Genomic DNA, 16,827 nt, shown 5'->3' on the forward strand with positions numbered 1-16,827 from the left:
ACACACTCCTTTTTATCATTTACTACGCAAAGTGTCGTAATAACTGCGGATATGCTCGGTTTCACGGTACCCGTCTTGCGGCTTTGGCTCAGTTGAAGCCTCTGGCGCAGCTGCCATTGCTTGACCACTCACAGTGGCTACAGCTCCGGCGGCACTGCCGATAGCTAATGCTTTCAGCAGTTGACGGCGACTCATATCGGAAGCTTGCTTCTTCATAGCGTCTCCTTGTTTTAATGTAAGTGGGAGCGAACTCCCACATCGCATGATCTGTTAGATCACAGACCTGTCAATCAAGCCATTTCACTGGCTTTAGGCTGGATCTGAACGTCTGAGGTATCGACCACAGGGGTACTTAACACCAGCCGTTCAAATTCAGCGATTTCGGTTTCAAAAAATGCGCGACCCAATTGCGCAACCACGGCATAAAAAGCAGCACTCTGACAACGTGAAAGTGTGTCAAAGAAGCGCACAATCCAACTGCCAATGTGACGGCGGTAAAACCCCAGTTGCTGATGTGATGGTGCTTCAAGGATTAACACACTCATCACTTCAAACAGTGCCGCTACGTGGTCTTCCGGCTCTTTTACATCTTCCTGGCGTTCAAACCCCAGTTGCATCAGGTCTTGACGCAACAATGCCAGCGGTTTATCCATCAGCGAGCCGGTCATAAACCAGCTGCCATAAGGCAGAATTTCACCAGCGCCGACGCCAATAAACAGGTTGAAATATTCATCCTGTAGTTGTTCTGGTTTGAACTGTGCCGCCGCCAGTTTTAATGCCAGCCAGGCGCGGGTCATATCATTGTCTTCGTTGGCATCCACTTCCAAATTAGCAAGAAACTGCAACAACTCCTGAGTGGGCTCGCGTCTAAGCAACGCCGCCAGCAGCTGATAAATGTCGGCCCTGAGTTGATCGTTTTCGGATATTTGCTTTGTTGTTTCGGTCATAACGGCTCTCTTATCTCAGTTGCTTTTCTGGGTCGTTGAGGATCTCTTCAAACATATCCTTCACCCGGCAATCACCACACATCTTCAGGCGTTCAATATTGGCACTAAACGCACTGTGGGTTCCGACCATCTCCAGCATCCGATGCACCATAGACTGGGTCGCAAATGGCGCGCCGCAACGAATACATTCGAACGGCGCTTCTTCTTTCAATGTCTGACGCTGCTGGCGATTCACCTTATCTAGGTTAATCGCAGGTTCCAGACTGATCACTTTTTCTGGACAAGCGGCTTCACACAAACCACATTGCACGCAATCCTGTTCGACAAAATACAGTGCCGGTTTATCACCACCATCCTGTAACGCTTGGGTCGGACAGGTCGCAACACATGACATACACAAGGTACAGTCATCCGTCTTCACCTTAACCCGGCCATAAGGCACGTTGCTCATAGGTAGCAACTGCTTTGCCTGTTTACCATGGTCATTCAGGTAATCCAGAGCCGCGAATAATGTCGCGCGCTTACTGTCAGCGGCGAATGTCGCTGGCACCATAACCGGCCAGCTCAAGCTGCTATCAAGTATAGGCCACAGATCTGCAAGATCCTGCTCACCAATCAAAGAGATACGTTGCGGCTGACCAATTTCTTGCAACAGCGTATTGGCAAGTTGCAGCTCGCCTTGCAACATCTGGGTTAGACTGGGAGCCGTGGCGGTGGTATTGAAAATCAGTACCTGACGCGCCCCCCAGGCCAGCGCCGCGAACCAGTGGTCCATACCAGCAACGGTGATTTCCTCAAGCTCTACCGCCAATACATCACCAGGCAGCTCATCGGTGATTAATGCTGCACCTTGCGCTGCATCATGAAACAGAATCACCGGTGCGGTACCCGATTTCTCGATAAAACGATTGATCAGCTTATTCAGGTAGGAATGCAGGGCTTGTGGGGTTGGCAGGTCGTAAGTCAGTGCCCCGGTAGGACAAGCATTACTACAACTGCCAGCACCGTGACACAGGTACGGGTCTACGGCTATCTGCTGGTCAACACTTTTAATCGCGTCCGCAGGACAGAAATTCAGACAACGATTACAGCCATTGATGCCGTTGCGGTAATGGGCGCAGATATCCGCATTGATTTTCACATAACGCGGCTTATCAAACTGTCCCACCATCTGTGGCAATTCTTCTAACGCCTGCGCGAGTTTTTCGGGATCCTGACCGACATAAAAATAGCCAGGGGGCAGCATTTCCAACTGAATGAGTGGTGTCTGGCTTAAATCGAGAATCAGATCAAAATGCGCCTTGCGTAGGGCAATTTTGCTTAACTCAGCGACACCCTCGTTATGTTCAACAGTGACCTGAAACTGCCCCAAAAACCCTTTTACAGACATGATTTTGTTGTAATAGGTTTCTACATCTTCGGCGGCCGCCATCACTTTTTCCAGATGGGCTTCATCCTGACTGGTGATCGGCTCATTGGCTAAAATGACCCTGCCAGCCATACCGGACAATTTGTCCGCGGCCAGTCTGGCAAGATCCTCAGGCCCAATCACCAACACACTCCCCTCTGTGGTGTAACTGACGGTGGGCGGGATTAGGTTTTGCAGAATACGAGTCTGCTGTTTTACCTCATTACGCACCTGCCGCAGCGCTTGCTGGGCGGGGCTGTTGCTCACACTATTGCTCACTTTGCGTTCCTGAACAGGTATTTGGCTGTGGTGATTGTTAGTATCTCTATGCTTTTCTTATTGATTTATAAACTTTTCCACAACCTGATTTATTGAAACTATCAGCAATTCACATACCATAATTATGGTATTTGGATACTGCTAAACTGACGTCAAACAACTCTTTTGTCCGAGGTTTGCACTACAGATGCGGCATTTTGGCTATCTGCCGTCAAGCGCTCGTCCAAATTGTCCGCCAAGTGCTCTTCTGCTGGCGGTTGTGTTAATACTTCACTGTTAACTGCTGGCGCATCGGCTAGTTCGGTGACTGTATCCTTTACCGCATCCTCAGTCTTTTCAAGCAAATGACGAAAGACCTTTTTGGCCAACTGGCTGGATACTTCAGCACTCAGCGTCGGCTGACAACTGTAATCCAGCGCATATTCCATCATGCCATCAATTTCGCTGAAATGCGGCTGTTTCCATAATGCACGCAATGCATTTTTCTTCACATCGGGATCAACATTATTTGCCATAAAGCTGGCAAAACTGCCGCCGATTTCAATGCTATCCGGATCGGGTAAATCGTCCGCAGTCAGCAGCGAGTCAGTGTCGGTAGCACTCGCTGGCACATTTTGTGCTGCCACCGATATCGCTGTCTCGGTTTCCGCAGTGACCGAAGATGCAATAACCTCGTCGTCCACCACAATTTCTGGCTCATCGGGAATATCCGTACCTTGCTGGGCCTGCTGTTTGCGCTGGGCCCATCGGCTGAGAAAACTGCGCTCTTCCGCCATCAATGCCTCCGCTGTTCTTCGGCCACTTCCTTACGGCGATTCACATGTTTACGACGATGAGCAGAGATTTCCACTTCTCCATGCTCAGAGATAAATGCCTCAATCCAGCACGCGATCGCTTCGGGCATCGGCAGATTCAGCACTGGGGTATCACCTTCAAGACAACCTGCAGCCACATTCTGATCTGCTGAAATCGCGGCGGGTACCCAGGTGCCATCTTCCAACTCATCGCACACCACATAGAGCATGGGATTATCCATATCGAGATTCAGTCGATAGCTGGCGCGTTCATCAAGAAACAGTTCCAGTAACACCAGGGTGGCTCCGGCGGGGGCTTCGTGAGTACCGGGCACCACTTGATCAAGTTCCCAGCTTTCCGACAACCAGCGCCCAATTTGCTTTTCCACCTTTTTCAGTGAAACGTACATGGGCCATACGCTTTGAGTATGCTGCATAAGGATTCTTCCTCCCGAGTCATTATTTTCGGGTTACAGGGTTAACGATAGGCTCATGCAAAAAATAAACCAAACGCATAATCGAAATATTTTTTGATAGCGGTCAAGTATTCTGGCCAGGGTAACGGACAATATGTCGCACCTCGAATGACACTTTGCACAATATACGCTCCCGAGTCACGGAGCATTGGCGTGGATCACGCATTTATACGTTCGGTTCTGAGCGGGTATGATTATTGCTATCATCTGAGTCTTAATTTTTTGCATGAGTCCGATCATGACCCAAGCCAAATTGCATTTGATAAAAACCGCCGCCGAAGTACCGCTGACAATCAATGTCACCGCCGTCGATGAAACTGGCACAATACAACAGAAATCGGTGGCTTGTGAGCGCCCACTTACTGTGTATCTTAACTGGCGACCGATTGTCACGCTGATGACCTTGGGTGCCCGACCAGAGTCATTGGCATTGGGTTACCTGAAAAATCAGGGATTCATCAAAGATATCAAGCAACTGGAATCTGTCATCGTCGATTGGGATGTCAACTCTGCCGCGGTCATTACGCAAGAGCAAACCACAGATCTGGATGCCAAGCTGGCTGAAAAGACGGTCACAACCGGGTGTGGTCAAGGGACGGTGTTTGGTGGATTTATGGAGGGGCTGGACGATATCAGCTTGCCGCAACCCCACTTAAAGCAAAGCATGATCTATAGCCTGTTACGCAATATCAGCCAGTATAACGACACCTACAAAAATGCCGGCGCAGTGCACGGTTGTGGCTTGTGTGAAGGTGATGTCATTAACTCCTTCGTGGAAGATGTCGGCCGTCATAATGCAGTCGATACCTTGGCAGGCGAGATGTGGCTGCAACAACAAGGTGGTGGCAATATGATTTTCTATACCACTGGCCGATTGACCTCAGAAATGGTTATTAAAGTCGCCAAAATGGGCATTCCAGTATTGCTGTCCCGCAGTGGCGTAACCCAAATGGGGTTAGAGTTAGCACAAAAGCTTGGGATCACTATGATTGCACGTGCCAAGGGACGGCATTTTTTGGTATATCATGGCGCTGACAATATCGACTTTGATGAACCCCAAGCCGTTAACCTTAAGGTTTCGCAGGAGTAGCAATGACCGAACCCAGTGAACTGGTATACATGAGTGCCAAGCAGGTAGCTGAATATCTCGATCTCAATGAGAAAAAAGTCTACGCCATGGCCAATGACCGGATGCTGCCAGCCACCAAAATCACTGGCAAATGGCTATTCCCCAAAATCCTGATCGACCGCTGGCTGATGGATTCCTGCCATAGCGGCATGTTATCTGACCGACTGCTGATCACCGGCAGCGACGATCCACTGTTATCAATGCAAGTGGCCCGGTTGATGGCAGAAGTCGGCAGTCGGGAGCTGATCAGTTACAGCGCTACGGGTTCGCGGTTGGGACTGGAGCTTTTATCTAAAGGCTATGCAGATGTTTGTACCCTGCATTGGGGCAGCGCTGAAGAACGGAATGTGCGCCATACCGCCTTGTTGAAAGGCTATCCGAATCATCAGCAGTGGATTATGGTGCACGGCTATAACCGGCAACAGGGGCTGATCGTCCGCCCGGAACTGCATCATCTGTGTCAGGAAGAGGATAAAGTCATTGACCTGCCGTGGCGCTGGGTTAATCGTCAGGGTGGAGCTGGCAGCCAACAACATCTTGAACACTGGCTATTGAAACGCGGCGGCAGTATCAAGGATTTGAACATAGTGCTGACGGCCTATAGCGAACGCGAATTAGCAGGCTATCTGGCACGTGGGGATGCCGACATCGGTTTTGGTTGTCAGGCGGTCGCAATGGAAAGTGGTTTAGGCTTTGTGCCACTGGTAACCGAATCCTTTGATTTCGTGATGCCACAGGGCATCTATTTCCGCCGTCAATTACAGCAGCTATTCAAGTCGTTGTCTGGCGCAGCGGCCAGGCAGATGGCAGCGATGCTGGGCGGCTATGATCTGACCGACTGTGGTCAGTTATTGTGGAGTCCGCAGTAACACTGATCAGATTAAAAAAGCCCGCAACCGCGGGCTTTTTTATCAGTCAGGACGGGGTTTGCTCCGTCGCCACTGCTGACGGGCTTTATCGTTCAGGTAGCTCCAGGCCAGTATGCGTGTCTGCTTATTACCTTGCGTCATCGGCAATGTTTTCACAGTTGCCACCTGCTGTTGCTCAAGCAATTTATAGCATAATGGCAAATTTTCAGACTTGGAAATCAACGAGGTAAACCACAAGACCTGTGCAGCATAGTGCTGACTTTCGGCAATCATCCGCCGTAAAAATCCGGCTTCACCACCGTCACACCACAATTCGTTTGCTTGACCACCAAAATTCAGCGACACCTTATGCGGCACTTTTTCACCACGATTGGTAGCAAGGTTGTGGAGCTTGCGTTGGCTACCTTGTCTAGCCTCCGCCGCCGAGCGGTGAAAAGGCGGGTTACACATGGTGAAATCAAAGTGGTCTTCTGACTGAATGACCGCGTCGAAAATATGCTGCGACTGCGGCTGATGACGCAACCTTATCAACTTGGCCGCTTGGGAATTACGGTCGATGATGTGTTGCAGATGTTGTAGCGCCTGCGCATCAATATCGCTGCCAACAAATTGCCAGCCATAAATGGCGCTGCCGAGTAACGGGTAAATACCGTTAGCCCCTGTGCCAATATCCAACCCTACGGTCTGTTGCCCTTGGGGAATTTTGTGGCCATCGGCTAACAGATCGGCCAAATGATGCAAATAGTCTTCGCGACCAGGCACCGGCGGACACAAATAACCGGCCGGAATATCCCAGCCAACAATGCCATAATGTTGTTTGAGCAAGGCGGCATTCAGTGCTTTAACCGCCTGAGGTTGGCTGAAATTGATCGATAGCTGGCCGTAAGCAGTAGTCAGCAAGTGTGATTTCAACGGCGGGTATTGCTTAGCCAGCGCGACAAAATCATATCCTTGCCGATGACGATTGCGCGGATGCAATCCCTTATCCCGCCGCAATACTGGCGATTTCGTTGGTATCATTAACGGCGATCAGTCGTAGAGATAGCTGGTAAACAACAGGTTGACCACCAACTCCTTGCCGGTTTCTTGCTGCAGCAAGCGGTTGACGGTGTCAAAACATTCTTTACGGATCTCTTCGCGGCCGGTGAGGGATTTCACCTTATCCTCAGTCTGATTCCCGAGAATTTCGACAATTGCCGACCTTAACAAAGGATCATGATGCTGGATCTCCAACAGGTCATCGGGATTTTTCACCATCAACTCAACACTGATGCGCACAAATCCTAATTTCTTGCGGTTAGAGATGTAGTTCGTGACGATTTCCGGCTCGAAACCGTAGTAAGCATAGTTGTCCTCAGTCGCTGCAGGTTGCTCTTTTTCAGTCTCTGCGGCATGCACTGGTAGCCACGCACCCATCATCGTCAATAATGCGAGTAACAGTAATTTTTTCATGGGATGGCATCACTCCTGTTGGCGACTGCAAGTTCCCCGGTTTAGCCTGAGCACCAGTCGTGCTAGACTCCGTCAGTCTACCTATTGTATCGGCTAACTGATGAATCTGACCAGTTCAAGCTTTCCTTTTGGTGATATTATCCAATGGGTTGTTGATCACCAAGTATCTTTTCCTGTTTCCCCACTGAAAGACTGGCTCATCGCTGATGGTAGTCTGACGCAGCGGTTAAAGCAGTGCTGTGAACAATTTGAAGTGCAATTGCTCGGAGAACGTGAACTCACACCGTTACCGGGAGAATGGCCGGATATCACCCAGCAACTTTGGATCCGTGAGGTGCTACTATGCCTTGACGGTCGACCTTGGATATTTGCCCGCACGCTGGCACCGCTGACGTTATCTCAACAGCAATTGCAGCATCTTGGTAACCGTCCATTAGGTGAGTTGTTGTTCAGTAACTCGCAATGTCATGCGGGCATGATGGAATGGGGATTAGCCCCAGCAACCGGTAATATCCAACAGCTGGCTCGTGCCCTCGGGCAAGTCGAAGGGGTAACCGAAATCTGGGGCCGCCGCCGACACTTTAGTTATCGGCAGCAGCCATTAGTGGTGGCGGAATTCTTTTTACCGGAAGCGGTTAAGCGTTTGCCACCACTGTTCTGAGTAATGACTTACGCCGTCCAAAGGCAGTCAACGCTAATCCTAGCAAACACCAGAGACCCATACTACCACCACCAGAACTACTAGTACTGGAAGCTGGAGCCGTAACGGTGACGCTGGTACTGGCATTGCTGCTGGCATTATTACTATCGCTAACGGTTAATGTGACCGTGTAACTCCCCGCTGCACTATAGGTATGCGTCGGAGACATCAGGGTACTGCTGCTCCCATCACCAAAACTCCAGCTGTAGCTAAGGGAGCCACTGCCACCGCTACTCTGATTGGTAAACTGCACGGTCAAGCCACTGGTACTACTACTAAAGGCAGCCGTTAGTGTGGAACTGAGCGTGATCTGTTTGGTAATCGTGGTCGTTTGAGCGGCAGCATCTGTCACCGTAAGCGCCACAGTGTATGTCCCGGCTGAGGTGTAAGTATGCGTTGGATTCTGTTCACTACTGTTATTTCCGTCTCCAAAACTCCATAGATAACTATATGGCGCCGTGCCACCACTAGCACTACCGCTGAAACTCACCGTGGTATTTTGTGCAGAAACACTGATACCAGCAGCCAGAGCCGATGACTGGCTAGTTCCAGCCAACGCGACACGAACGGTGGCCTGACTGGAGTCCTGTTCCTGCGACACCACTTCAATGGTGACACCCAGGGCTGGTAGGATAATGCCAGCCTGCGGCATTGTTGAACCGCTGTAATCCTCCCGGTCATCAAAAAAGCTATTTGCTAACCGATAACTGTCATTAGGGTAATAACTCTGGTTGTAGAGACTGAAAGCTGCGTCATGAACCTGCACTAACGTTGATTCTGTGCCTATCACGTGTTGGTCAGCATCCACGACCCCAATGAATACTTTGCCGGGATGCTCGGAAACATTGTTATCACTGACTTCATCATCACGCAGCCACACCAACACGCCAGGATCATAAGCTGCCAACTGCAAGCCGCTGTCCACACCATTGTAACTACGTAACTGCACCAGATAACTGCGACCTTTGCCTGGACGGGTGTCACCAGTGCGGATAAAGCCACCTAAAGTGACCGCCGCATTATCCTGCTCCGCGTTGTCGGAAAACACGCTGCTAGACCCACTATTAATCAACAGATTATCTATCTGGAAACCTTCACCACCGAGCGATTCATCGGTTTTATAAACCAGGCTGATCTGCTTGTTCAGTCCCGCATAGGCACTCAGATCATAAGAGAGCGTTACCCAGCCATTATTATCAGCCGCCGATAACGTGGAGGAGTCGCCCGTAATGATGTTGGCTGCATTGTTGATACTATTGCTACTGAGCGTGTAATTACCGGCAATTGCCACACCGTCGACCAGTACCTGAGCGTAATCATAATATTTCTCGGTATCCCAGCGAGCTTTCATTGTCAGGGTCAAACTGCTACTGCTTGGCAACTGCACATCAAAGGACATGGCGTTATTCAGGTTATTTCCCTCACCTGAATAATACTGATATGCGCCAGCGTAGGGTGCGGTTATAGCCACAGTGCCAACCGGTAAGGTTATCGCCAATTGGTTGATATTATTTGCATCTGTTGCCTGATTCAGCACAACATCGGTACCATCTGCGGTCAACGCTGAGTAGTCAATAGTCTGTTGATTCAGCCACAGACCTTTATAACGCTGCTGTAAAAAGTCACGGGCATAAGGGCTAAACCCAGAAGGCGCTGAGCCACCAGGAGACCCAGTCCAACTGCCGCTCGACATCAAGGACCACAGGGCTACCGGCTCGCCATCCTCAACAGCACCGGTGTCATACTCATCTGGCAACCCCAGGTCATGACCAAATTCATGCACACATACGCCAACGGAGGAATCAATTGGCTGAATCGTGTAGCCAAACACGCGTTTTGACGTTCCCGGGATCAGCTGACCATAGCCACCAGACGATGGCACATAGAAGCGGTGCGACCAAATGGCGTCAGAGCCTAACACCCCGCCACCAGACTCCTCACCAATACTGGAGTGGAACACCATCACGTGGTCGATAATGCCATCGGGCTCATCGAGGACACCATCACCATCAAGGTCGTAAGGGTCTTCAACATCATATTGTGCCAGCTCATCGGCTGACATAGTCGCGGCGGCCTTGGCCACGGCCTCTTCCACTAAATCCGTGGCACGGATGTCGCTGTCGTTATTATCCGGATCATTCGCACCGTAATATGCCGCATCATGGCTAGCGGTAAACCAGCCTTTAACCGCACCACTAAAATAGAACGTGCTGCCGGACACGGCTTGGTAATATTGGTAAGCCGACTCCAGATTCTGCCCTGAGGGGCCGCTAAAGCCAGCGTCTGAGAACAACAAATCATTGTAGTGTGACGCCGGATAACTGCTGTAGTACATGTCAGTATCGGCAGACGTTAACCGATTGTTGTCATACGGCAAGTCAGGAAAATCGATCAACACCGCTAACACTTTCACTGTTTTAGTTACACTCGCATCAGCCGCGGATACCCGCTGCAATTTACTGCTAAGGCCACTACTCTGACTGCGCAGCAATGCCGTTTTCATTAATTGCTGTTGCTGGCTGACAACGGTTAACTGCTCTTTTGTCAACTTGCCGGCCGCCATGTATGACGCCAGCGCCTGTTGTTTCGCTAAGTCTGAGGCATCAACCGCCAATTCCCCTCTTTTTTGCAGCCAGTAGAGGATCTGTTGTTGATTGGCAATCGCCGGATCTCGTGGGGCTGGAGCAGCGCTGATACCGCCAGCAAACAGCAAACTGATACCACTAATAAAGGAGAGCAAATCTCTACGGTTCATGCTTTGGGCTCCTTTTTACATTTGCTGTAAGCTTGTTGGCGTTTGCGAATATAGTCACTGAGGATCTGTTGCTGCTGTTCTTGCGTCATCTCTGGAGTCAGCACACCTTGCTCCAATAACAACTGTTTGATTTTCTCGCGATCAAGGTGCGGGGCACCACTCCCACAGGGCGTCAATGGCACTGGCGCGACCGTTGGCGCAGGTGTCGTGGAATTTTCAGCTTGAGGCGAAGACTGGCAGGCACTGGCCCCCATCAGCATAAATGCTACAGGCAGCCCGAGAATAGAATAGCGACTGATCACTGAACACCCCCATAACAACTCAGGAACATCACATTAACTGTAGACAACAATAGAAGACAAGCAGTTCAGATGTAAAAAAGGGTAATTGTTCAGCGGCAGTTAAGCCGGGCTAACGAGGCCCAGCTCAGCGCGGCAAATTCGCAAGGTTATTGGACTGAAGAGAGATACCGCGCGATACCATCAAGGAACATCTGTACGGAAATCATCACCAGCACCATGCCCATCAAACGCTCAACGGCGGTTAGACCTTTATCGCCAAGTATTTTATTGAATACTTTATAAAACAACAAAATAAATGCACTAACTGCCCAAGCAGAGACCAAAGCCACGGTCCATTCCAGCATCTTACTGCTGTCGGTATGCGCCAGCAGGATCAAAGCAGCGAGGATTGACGGGCCGGCCATCAGCGGAATGGCCATCGGCACAATAAACGGCTCTTCACCAGCCGCCAAGCCAACAATGCCGCCTGGCTGAGGGAAAATCATGCGAATAGCGATCAGGAACAAGATAATACCACCTGCAATACTGACGCTTTCAGAACGTAGATTCAGGAAGTTAAGAATAGCCTCACCCGCATAGAGAAACATCAACATGATGACCAGCGCGAACACCAGTTCGCGGACCAGCACGTGGCGGCGCTTTTTCGGATCAATATGCCGTAATATCGAAGCAAAAACTGGCAAGTTACCCAGCGGATCCATAATCAGGAATAACATCACGGCAGCAGACAGAATATCCATGGTTTGTCAGCCCGGCAGATTTCAACAAGGTGGCATATTGTATAGGTTTTCTAACGGAATTTCGGCATTCTTGGCAGGATATTTTTCTCTGGCGGCAAGTAAATTACCTGCTGCTCATTATCAGCACACTTGCTATACTACAACGCTTTTCAATTTCATTAACGGTACCCATGTTATACCTTGTTGCCAGCTGCGTGGCCCTTTTGCTCGGTCCGATCTTTTATCGTTGGTTATCATCAGGTAGCGGCCTGCATAAAGGACTGGATGGCTTCATCTTCGTTTCCTTAGGTGGCCTGGTACTGGTGCATATTCTGCCAGAACTGCTGGAGCATGGTGGTTTGCTGGCACTGGTATTTGTGGTACTCGGACTCTGGGGACCCTCTGCCAGCGAAAAGTTGTTCCATCGCTATTCGGACCTCACTCACAACGTTACGCTGATTTTAGGGATCACCGGTTTGTTGCTGCACACCGTCACTGATGGTGGCGCCATTGTGCTGGCACAGCAGGACAGCAATTACAGTCTGTTGGCACTTGGTGTGATCCTGCATCGATTACCTGTAGGATTGGCCATCTGGTGGTTGTTAAAACCTCATGCCGGTGCACGTTGGGCATGGGCCGTGCTGGTACTGATGATGTTATTAACCAGTGTTGGCTATGTCGCCGGGGAGCAACTCCTGCAACATCTCAGCCTGGACAATACCGTCTACCTACAAGCCTTTGTCACTGGCTCTATTCTGCATGTGGTGCTGCATCAACCACATGGTAATGACAATGACAGCAACGGCCATTACGAACTGTATGCCGGATTCGGAAGTTTGTTGGGTTTAGGGTTACTGACCGTACTGATGCTGATGGATTCAGGTGAACATGCCCACGAACACGCCCATGAATCTGTGCAACTTGTCGACTGGTTATTAATGCTGGCTCCTGCCTTGATACTGGCCCACGTTGCCGCGGCGCTGCGTTATGCATGTAATCTGAAACCTGATAGCCAAAATCCACTGTTGCAATGGCTGCAACGACTGGCCGCCCCCGAAGTTCTGTTATTGACGCTGCTATTACTGGGACCCGCCTTTGCAGGACTACAGTTGCTGTCACTGTTATTAGTGGGCGGGTTGCTGACTGTGCTTAAAGCAACGCCAGTAGATGTACTGCCGCGGCCACACACCAGCGCTTTGGCATTTGGCTTCAGCTATGGTGTTGATCGCAGCGCGCCATGGATTCTGCTCAGTCTGTTATTGGCCAATTTAATCGGCCATCCTTCGGTACCATTAGACAACAATTGGGTACAAGTTGCTGTACTCGCGCTAGTTTTCATTCCATTGCAGTTCAGCCCGCTTGGCAGCACCGTCATGGCTGCTACCCTCGCCTATAGCGGTTGGAATTCACCGGCATTGGTGATGTGCCTTTGTGGTGCTCAGTTGCTCAGCATCAGTCAACTGCGAGTGTTGTCATTGCTTCAAAAGTCGCTGGCGTTAGCAGTATTAGCTGTCATATTAGGATTAGCAACTTACTGGCAGCCACAGTGGCAGTTGCTGCTACCTCAGCAAACAACGATCAGCACTATCTCGTTAATGTTACTGGCGATCCTGTTTGCTATTAGCTTATTACGCCAGGGACCGAGACGATTTTTACGGGCACTAAAACCGCAGTTACAGCTTTCTAATACCGCTGCACACCACCACAGTCACGCGGAACATCATCACTGAGTTAGGGCTTTTGGGGTCAGGCAGGCTATGCTGCGACCATAAGTTGATGGAGATTGATGATGTGTATTCTGTTTGTCGCATTGCAGCAACACCCAGATTATCCACTAATCCTGTGTGCTAATCGGGATGAATACCATCATCGGCCTTCGCAGGCGGCACATTTCTGGCCGCCACAGCAGCAACTACTGGCGGGTAAAGACCTGAGCGCTGGAGGCAGTTGGTTAGGCGTAAATAGGCAAGGCACCCTGGCGGCGATCACCAATATCCGCGCACCTCATTTGCTCCGCGATAATTGCCGTAGCCGTGGTGAACTGGTCATTCGGGCGCTCAGCCAGTCTGTCAGTCCCCAGTGGTTACAGCAGCACCAACAAGACTATAACCCCTTCAATCTGCTTTACGGCGATGCTGACCATTTGTATTGCTATAACAGTCTTGGTGAGAATCTGCAGCCACTGACACCCGGCTTTCATGCGATCAGCAATGGCGCCCTTGATGACATCTGGCCGAAGATGGCGCGAGGAACGCAGGCATTGCAGCAAAAAATTGCCGGTGCTGCGCCTTTGGATTACGCCACATTGCTAGACATTATGCAGGATGATACCGAAGCAGAAAGCGCACAATTACCGGACACCGGCATTGATAGTGAATGGGAACAGAAATTATCAGCGATTTTTATTCGGCACCCGCAATATGGGACTCGCAGCACCAGCTTACTATTACAGAATCATGCGGGGGAGATCCATTTCCATGAGGTGCGGTATAACAGCGATGGCAAAGTGCTGGGGCAGGAGAGTTTCCACTTTGCCATTTCGCGTTGATGTTCAGCAGTAATGATGTGTGGTCATAGACAATAACCCGTTGTTCATTATGGTTTTGCCTGACGGCGCCGCATTGGGCTGTTGCAATGGCTATTGTCCGACAACTAACGCCGCATAATGACTGAGCATGTGGACAGCGCCCACCTGCAAGCAAAGTTATCCCATGGTTTTCTTATCGAGGTAATTTTGCTGATAGGTGCTAAGTATCGCCGTCCAACCGCTGACACAGCGTTTACCTGAGACAAAACGCCCCTTGTCATTGGGCCAGTATCCCTGCGTATGGGCCTTGATATCGCCCAGATTCCAAGTCATCTTGAAGTGGCAGCAACGCCATAATGTCATCAGTAGGCACCGCTGTCGCCATGCAACGGCATAAAATGCCACAGCCTAGTAACGAGGTTCGCCAAATTGTCATGCGCCATCCTTATCCATAGTTGCTTGTAACTCTTTTCAAGATAATCAACAAGCTACTATCAGTTAACTGGCGCATGACAGCTTACCCAACGCTTATTTGTCTGCCAGCGGCACACCCCGCAGACTGCGGATATCATTCCCGGTTGGCGCCTGAAATGCCCGCAGATCAAATTGCGGTAAAATGGCAAAGATATGGTCAAAGATATCGGATTGGATCTCTTCATAATTTACCCAGCGGGTATCATTAGTGAAGATATAGAGTTCCAGCGGTAATCCTTCTGTCGTTGGTGCCAACTGCCGCACCATCAGGGTCATATCCTGATGCACCTTGTCATGGTGTTTCAGATACTCCACCAGATAGGCGCGAAAAGTGCCGACATTGGTCAGCCGGCGGCCATTAACCGGCATATCCATATCCGATACCTTGGCGTTGGATTGCCCGAGCTCACTGATTTTTTTCGGCAAGTATTCTTTCAGATAGTTGATTTTCGCCAGTTGCTTGCGGTCTGCCTCCGTCAGAAAGCGGATGGAATTGATATCAATATTCAACGCACGTTTGATGCGTCGGCCACCCGATTCCGACATGCCACGCCAGTTACGAAACGCATCCGAAACCAATGCATAAGCCGGGATCATGGTGATGGTTTTATCCCAGTTACGCACTTTAACGGTGATGAGCGATACCTCTTCTACAGCACCATCTGCGCCATACTTATCCATCTGGATCCAGTCCCCCGGACTGACCATTCGGTTAGCCGCCAGCTGGATCCCCGCCACAAACCCTAAGATGGTATCCTTGAATACCAACATCACTAAACCGGTGGCGACACCCAAGCCGCTGAGGAAATAAATAGGTGACTGATCTGCCAGCACCGAAATACTGACAATCAACGCGACGAAAAACAGGAACAGTTTAAACAACTGCACAAAGCTTTTGATAGGCAGGCGCCGACTGATCAGTTTGACATCTGCGACTTCATTGATGGCATCCATCGCCGCATACAACGCCCGGACCATCACCACCACCAGCCAGATACTCAACAGCTTGTCGATGAGACCGCTGGCCAACCGATGTTCTGTCAGCACCAGCGGCACTAAAGAATTGAGCACTATTGCCGGAGCGAGCAATGACAACTTCTCCAACACCCGGTGCTTCAAAAAGATATCATCCCAGGTGGCTTTGGAGTGCACAATCATCAGATTCATCGCTTGTACCACCCCGCGACGGATGATGATATAAACGATAGCCGCGACCAACAGACTGCTCAGGATCAGAATTGATGTTGCCAGCCAACCCGAAGGTTCACTGTTAACACCTAGCCGCGCCAACCAGTCCGACAACACAACACGAATATCTTTTTCCAAAGCTGCAATCTCCACACCGCTAACTGTGCCGACCCCCGTCGGCAGATGCTAGCGTAACATACCGTTTAACTTGTTGGTTTAACAGTTGTTGAATGGCAGATCTAAAAAATTATTGTGGTGATAAGACCAATGAAATCTCACGGATGATCGGTTGCTCAAAATGTACCCGCTCATTAGCCGGAACACCGCTTACATGCAGCTGACCATCAGCCAGCCAGTCGACAGCCAGTGGTTCGTGGTGCCCCTTCACCACCATCAGCGCCGAATATCGCTTACCAGAAATTTTGTCGATTAATGTTAAATAGCTGTACCACTGATGCGGATGCCCGGTGTTGCAATTCGAATAACTGACTTCAGCACGCCATTGTTGCAGTGGGGACTCGGTGATTTGTAACGGTAACACCTCACAAAACGCCTTGGCAGCTACGGTATCCGCCAGTCCGGTGACATGAAACCCCAAGTATCCCGCCAATAACGCCAAAATCGCCGTAATACCACAATAGATACTATTGACGGGCAAACGCTCTGAAATAGGTCGCCACCCTTCATCCTTATAACAGCAGGGAGAGTCGCTCAGGCTAACGGCTTTTATTGGTCTGGTAACTATACATAATGCTATGAAATGTCTAGCATTATCTCTTATATAACAATAATAATGACACTCCGTCAC

18 protein-coding genes are annotated in these 16,827 nt (G+C 50.1%); 5 read left to right on the plus strand and 13 right to left on the minus strand.

The genetic code is table 11. The features are described from left to right. Window positions 1-15 precede the first annotated feature (15 nt). From PY479_RS03945 to PY479_RS03965, 5 genes are all read right to left on the minus strand, one after another. A complete protein-coding gene (locus tag PY479_RS03945) occupies window positions 16-216 on the minus strand; it encodes a twin-arginine translocation signal domain-containing protein (protein ID WP_212594836.1) in 201 nt (66 codons plus the stop codon). Between the two features lie 74 nt (window positions 217-290). Further along, window positions 291-947, minus strand: a complete 657-nt coding sequence (locus PY479_RS03950; RefSeq protein WP_212594837.1) for a molecular chaperone TorD family protein — start codon at window positions 945-947, stop codon at window positions 291-293. A 10-nt stretch (window positions 948-957) separates the two neighbouring features. Continuing rightward, entirely contained in the window at window positions 958-2,622 is a 1,665-nt protein-coding gene (locus PY479_RS03955; RefSeq protein ID WP_212596706.1) for a 4Fe-4S binding protein, read from the minus strand. A gap of 164 nt (window positions 2,623-2,786) precedes the next feature. Continuing rightward, a complete protein-coding gene (locus PY479_RS03960; protein ID WP_275482950.1) occupies window positions 2,787-3,410 on the minus strand; it encodes a DUF3306 domain-containing protein in 624 nt (207 codons plus the stop codon). Then, window positions 3,410-3,865 carry a DUF3305 domain-containing protein gene (locus tag PY479_RS03965; protein WP_212594839.1) on the minus strand — a complete coding sequence of 152 codons (456 nt, stop codon included), beginning with the start codon at window positions 3,863-3,865 and terminating at the stop codon, window positions 3,410-3,412. The genes PY479_RS03960 and PY479_RS03965 overlap by 1 nt, the downstream gene beginning before the upstream one ends. Before the next feature lie 277 nt (window positions 3,866-4,142). Here PY479_RS03965 and PY479_RS03970 point away from each other — a divergent pair, with 277 nt between their 5' ends. Together PY479_RS03970 and PY479_RS03975 are read left to right on the plus strand one after the other, a co-directional pair. Further along, complete coding sequence (locus PY479_RS03970; RefSeq protein WP_275482951.1) at window positions 4,143-4,994, plus strand: formate dehydrogenase accessory sulfurtransferase FdhD; 852 nt, start codon at window positions 4,143-4,145, stop codon at window positions 4,992-4,994. A 2-nt stretch (window positions 4,995-4,996) separates the two neighbouring features. Next, complete coding sequence (locus tag PY479_RS03975; RefSeq protein WP_212594841.1) at window positions 4,997-5,902, plus strand: helix-turn-helix transcriptional regulator; 906 nt, start codon at window positions 4,997-4,999, stop codon at window positions 5,900-5,902. A gap of 42 nt (window positions 5,903-5,944) precedes the next feature. Here PY479_RS03975 and rlmF read toward each other — a convergent pair whose 3' ends face one another. Both rlmF and PY479_RS03985 read right to left on the minus strand, forming a co-directional pair. Beyond that, window positions 5,945-6,922, minus strand: coding sequence for a 23S rRNA (adenine(1618)-N(6))-methyltransferase RlmF (gene rlmF / locus PY479_RS03980; RefSeq protein ID WP_212594842.1), 978 nt, complete (start codon window positions 6,920-6,922; stop codon window positions 5,945-5,947). A 9-nt stretch (window positions 6,923-6,931) separates the two neighbouring features. Next, a complete protein-coding gene (locus tag PY479_RS03985) occupies window positions 6,932-7,354 on the minus strand; it encodes a flagellar basal body-associated protein FliL (protein ID WP_212594843.1) in 423 nt (140 codons plus the stop codon). A 100-nt stretch (window positions 7,355-7,454) separates the two neighbouring features. Here PY479_RS03985 and PY479_RS03990 point away from each other — a divergent pair, with 100 nt between their 5' ends. After that, complete coding sequence (locus tag PY479_RS03990) at window positions 7,455-8,015, plus strand: chorismate lyase (protein WP_275482952.1); 561 nt, start codon at window positions 7,455-7,457, stop codon at window positions 8,013-8,015. On the opposite strand, the gene PY479_RS03995 is transcribed toward PY479_RS03990, so the two are convergent. From PY479_RS03995 to PY479_RS04005, 3 genes are all read right to left on the minus strand, one after another. Beyond that, complete coding sequence (locus tag PY479_RS03995) at window positions 7,990-10,809, minus strand: immune inhibitor A domain-containing protein (RefSeq protein WP_275482953.1); 2,820 nt, start codon at window positions 10,807-10,809, stop codon at window positions 7,990-7,992. The genes PY479_RS03990 and PY479_RS03995 overlap by 26 nt on opposite strands. Continuing rightward, window positions 10,806-11,111, minus strand: a complete 306-nt coding sequence (locus tag PY479_RS04000; protein WP_212594846.1) for a hypothetical protein — start codon at window positions 11,109-11,111, stop codon at window positions 10,806-10,808. The genes PY479_RS03995 and PY479_RS04000 overlap by 4 nt, the downstream gene beginning before the upstream one ends. A 146-nt stretch (window positions 11,112-11,257) precedes the next feature. Next, window positions 11,258-11,851, minus strand: coding sequence for a YhgN family NAAT transporter (locus tag PY479_RS04005; RefSeq protein WP_212594847.1), 594 nt, complete (start codon window positions 11,849-11,851; stop codon window positions 11,258-11,260). A gap of 170 nt (window positions 11,852-12,021) precedes the next feature. Here PY479_RS04005 and PY479_RS04010 point away from each other — a divergent pair, with 170 nt between their 5' ends. Both PY479_RS04010 and PY479_RS04015 read left to right on the plus strand, forming a co-directional pair. Beyond that, window positions 12,022-13,560, plus strand: a complete 1,539-nt coding sequence (locus tag PY479_RS04010) for a metal transporter (protein WP_275482954.1) — start codon at window positions 12,022-12,024, stop codon at window positions 13,558-13,560. A 59-nt stretch (window positions 13,561-13,619) separates the two neighbouring features. Continuing rightward, window positions 13,620-14,378 carry an NRDE family protein gene (locus tag PY479_RS04015; protein ID WP_275483003.1) on the plus strand — a complete coding sequence of 253 codons (759 nt, stop codon included), beginning with the start codon at window positions 13,620-13,622 and terminating at the stop codon, window positions 14,376-14,378. A 156-nt stretch (window positions 14,379-14,534) separates the two neighbouring features. Here PY479_RS04015 and PY479_RS04020 read toward each other — a convergent pair whose 3' ends face one another. The 3 genes from PY479_RS04020 to PY479_RS04030 all read right to left on the minus strand — a co-directional run bounded on the left by PY479_RS04020 (window position 14,535) and on the right by PY479_RS04030 (window position 16,677). Continuing rightward, window positions 14,535-14,720 carry a hypothetical protein gene (locus PY479_RS04020; protein WP_275482955.1) on the minus strand — a complete coding sequence of 62 codons (186 nt, stop codon included), beginning with the start codon at window positions 14,718-14,720 and terminating at the stop codon, window positions 14,535-14,537. Window positions 14,721-14,885: 165 nt separating this feature from the next. Continuing rightward, entirely contained in the window at window positions 14,886-16,157 is a 1,272-nt protein-coding gene (locus tag PY479_RS04025) for a mechanosensitive ion channel domain-containing protein (protein ID WP_212594849.1), read from the minus strand. Window positions 16,158-16,266: 109 nt separating this feature from the next. Then, a complete protein-coding gene (locus tag PY479_RS04030) occupies window positions 16,267-16,677 on the minus strand; it encodes a hypothetical protein (RefSeq protein WP_275482956.1) in 411 nt (136 codons plus the stop codon). Window positions 16,678-16,827 lie beyond the last annotated feature (150 nt).

The organism is Shewanella sp. A32 (assembly GCF_029167175.1).
Taxonomy (GTDB): Bacteria; Pseudomonadota; Gammaproteobacteria; order Enterobacterales; family Shewanellaceae; genus Shewanella; species Shewanella yunxiaonensis.

Excerpts from the sequence above, each read along its gene's own strand:
- PY479_RS03945 (WP_212594836.1), bottom strand. The coding sequence starts at position 216 with ATGAAGAAGCAAGCTTCCGATATGAGTCGCCGTCAACTGCTGAAAGCA.
- PY479_RS03950 (WP_212594837.1), bottom strand. The coding sequence starts at position 947 with ATGACCGAAACAACAAAGCAAATATCCGAAAACGATCAACTCAGGGCC.
- PY479_RS03960 (WP_275482950.1), bottom strand. The coding sequence starts at position 3,410 with ATGGCGGAAGAGCGCAGTTTTCTCAGCCGATGGGCCCAGCGCAAACAG.
- PY479_RS03965 (WP_212594839.1), bottom strand. The coding sequence starts at position 3,865 with ATGCAGCATACTCAAAGCGTATGGCCCATGTACGTTTCACTGAAAAAG.
- PY479_RS03970 (WP_275482951.1), top strand. The coding sequence starts at position 4,143 with ATGACCCAAGCCAAATTGCATTTGATAAAAACCGCCGCCGAAGTACCG.
- PY479_RS03975 (WP_212594841.1), top strand. The coding sequence starts at position 4,997 with ATGACCGAACCCAGTGAACTGGTATACATGAGTGCCAAGCAGGTAGCT.
- rlmF (WP_212594842.1), bottom strand. The coding sequence starts at position 6,922 with ATGATACCAACGAAATCGCCAGTATTGCGGCGGGATAAGGGATTGCAT.
- PY479_RS03985 (WP_212594843.1), bottom strand. The coding sequence starts at position 7,354 with ATGAAAAAATTACTGTTACTCGCATTATTGACGATGATGGGTGCGTGG.
- PY479_RS03990 (WP_275482952.1), top strand. The coding sequence starts at position 7,455 with ATGAATCTGACCAGTTCAAGCTTTCCTTTTGGTGATATTATCCAATGG.
- PY479_RS03995 (WP_275482953.1), bottom strand. The coding sequence starts at position 10,809 with ATGAACCGTAGAGATTTGCTCTCCTTTATTAGTGGTATCAGTTTGCTG.
- PY479_RS04005 (WP_212594847.1), bottom strand. The coding sequence starts at position 11,851 with ATGGATATTCTGTCTGCTGCCGTGATGTTATTCCTGATTATGGATCCG.
- PY479_RS04010 (WP_275482954.1), top strand. The coding sequence starts at position 12,022 with ATGTTATACCTTGTTGCCAGCTGCGTGGCCCTTTTGCTCGGTCCGATC.
- PY479_RS04015 (WP_275483003.1), top strand. The coding sequence starts at position 13,620 with ATGTGTATTCTGTTTGTCGCATTGCAGCAACACCCAGATTATCCACTA.
- PY479_RS04020 (WP_275482955.1), bottom strand. The coding sequence starts at position 14,720 with ATGACATTATGGCGTTGCTGCCACTTCAAGATGACTTGGAATCTGGGC.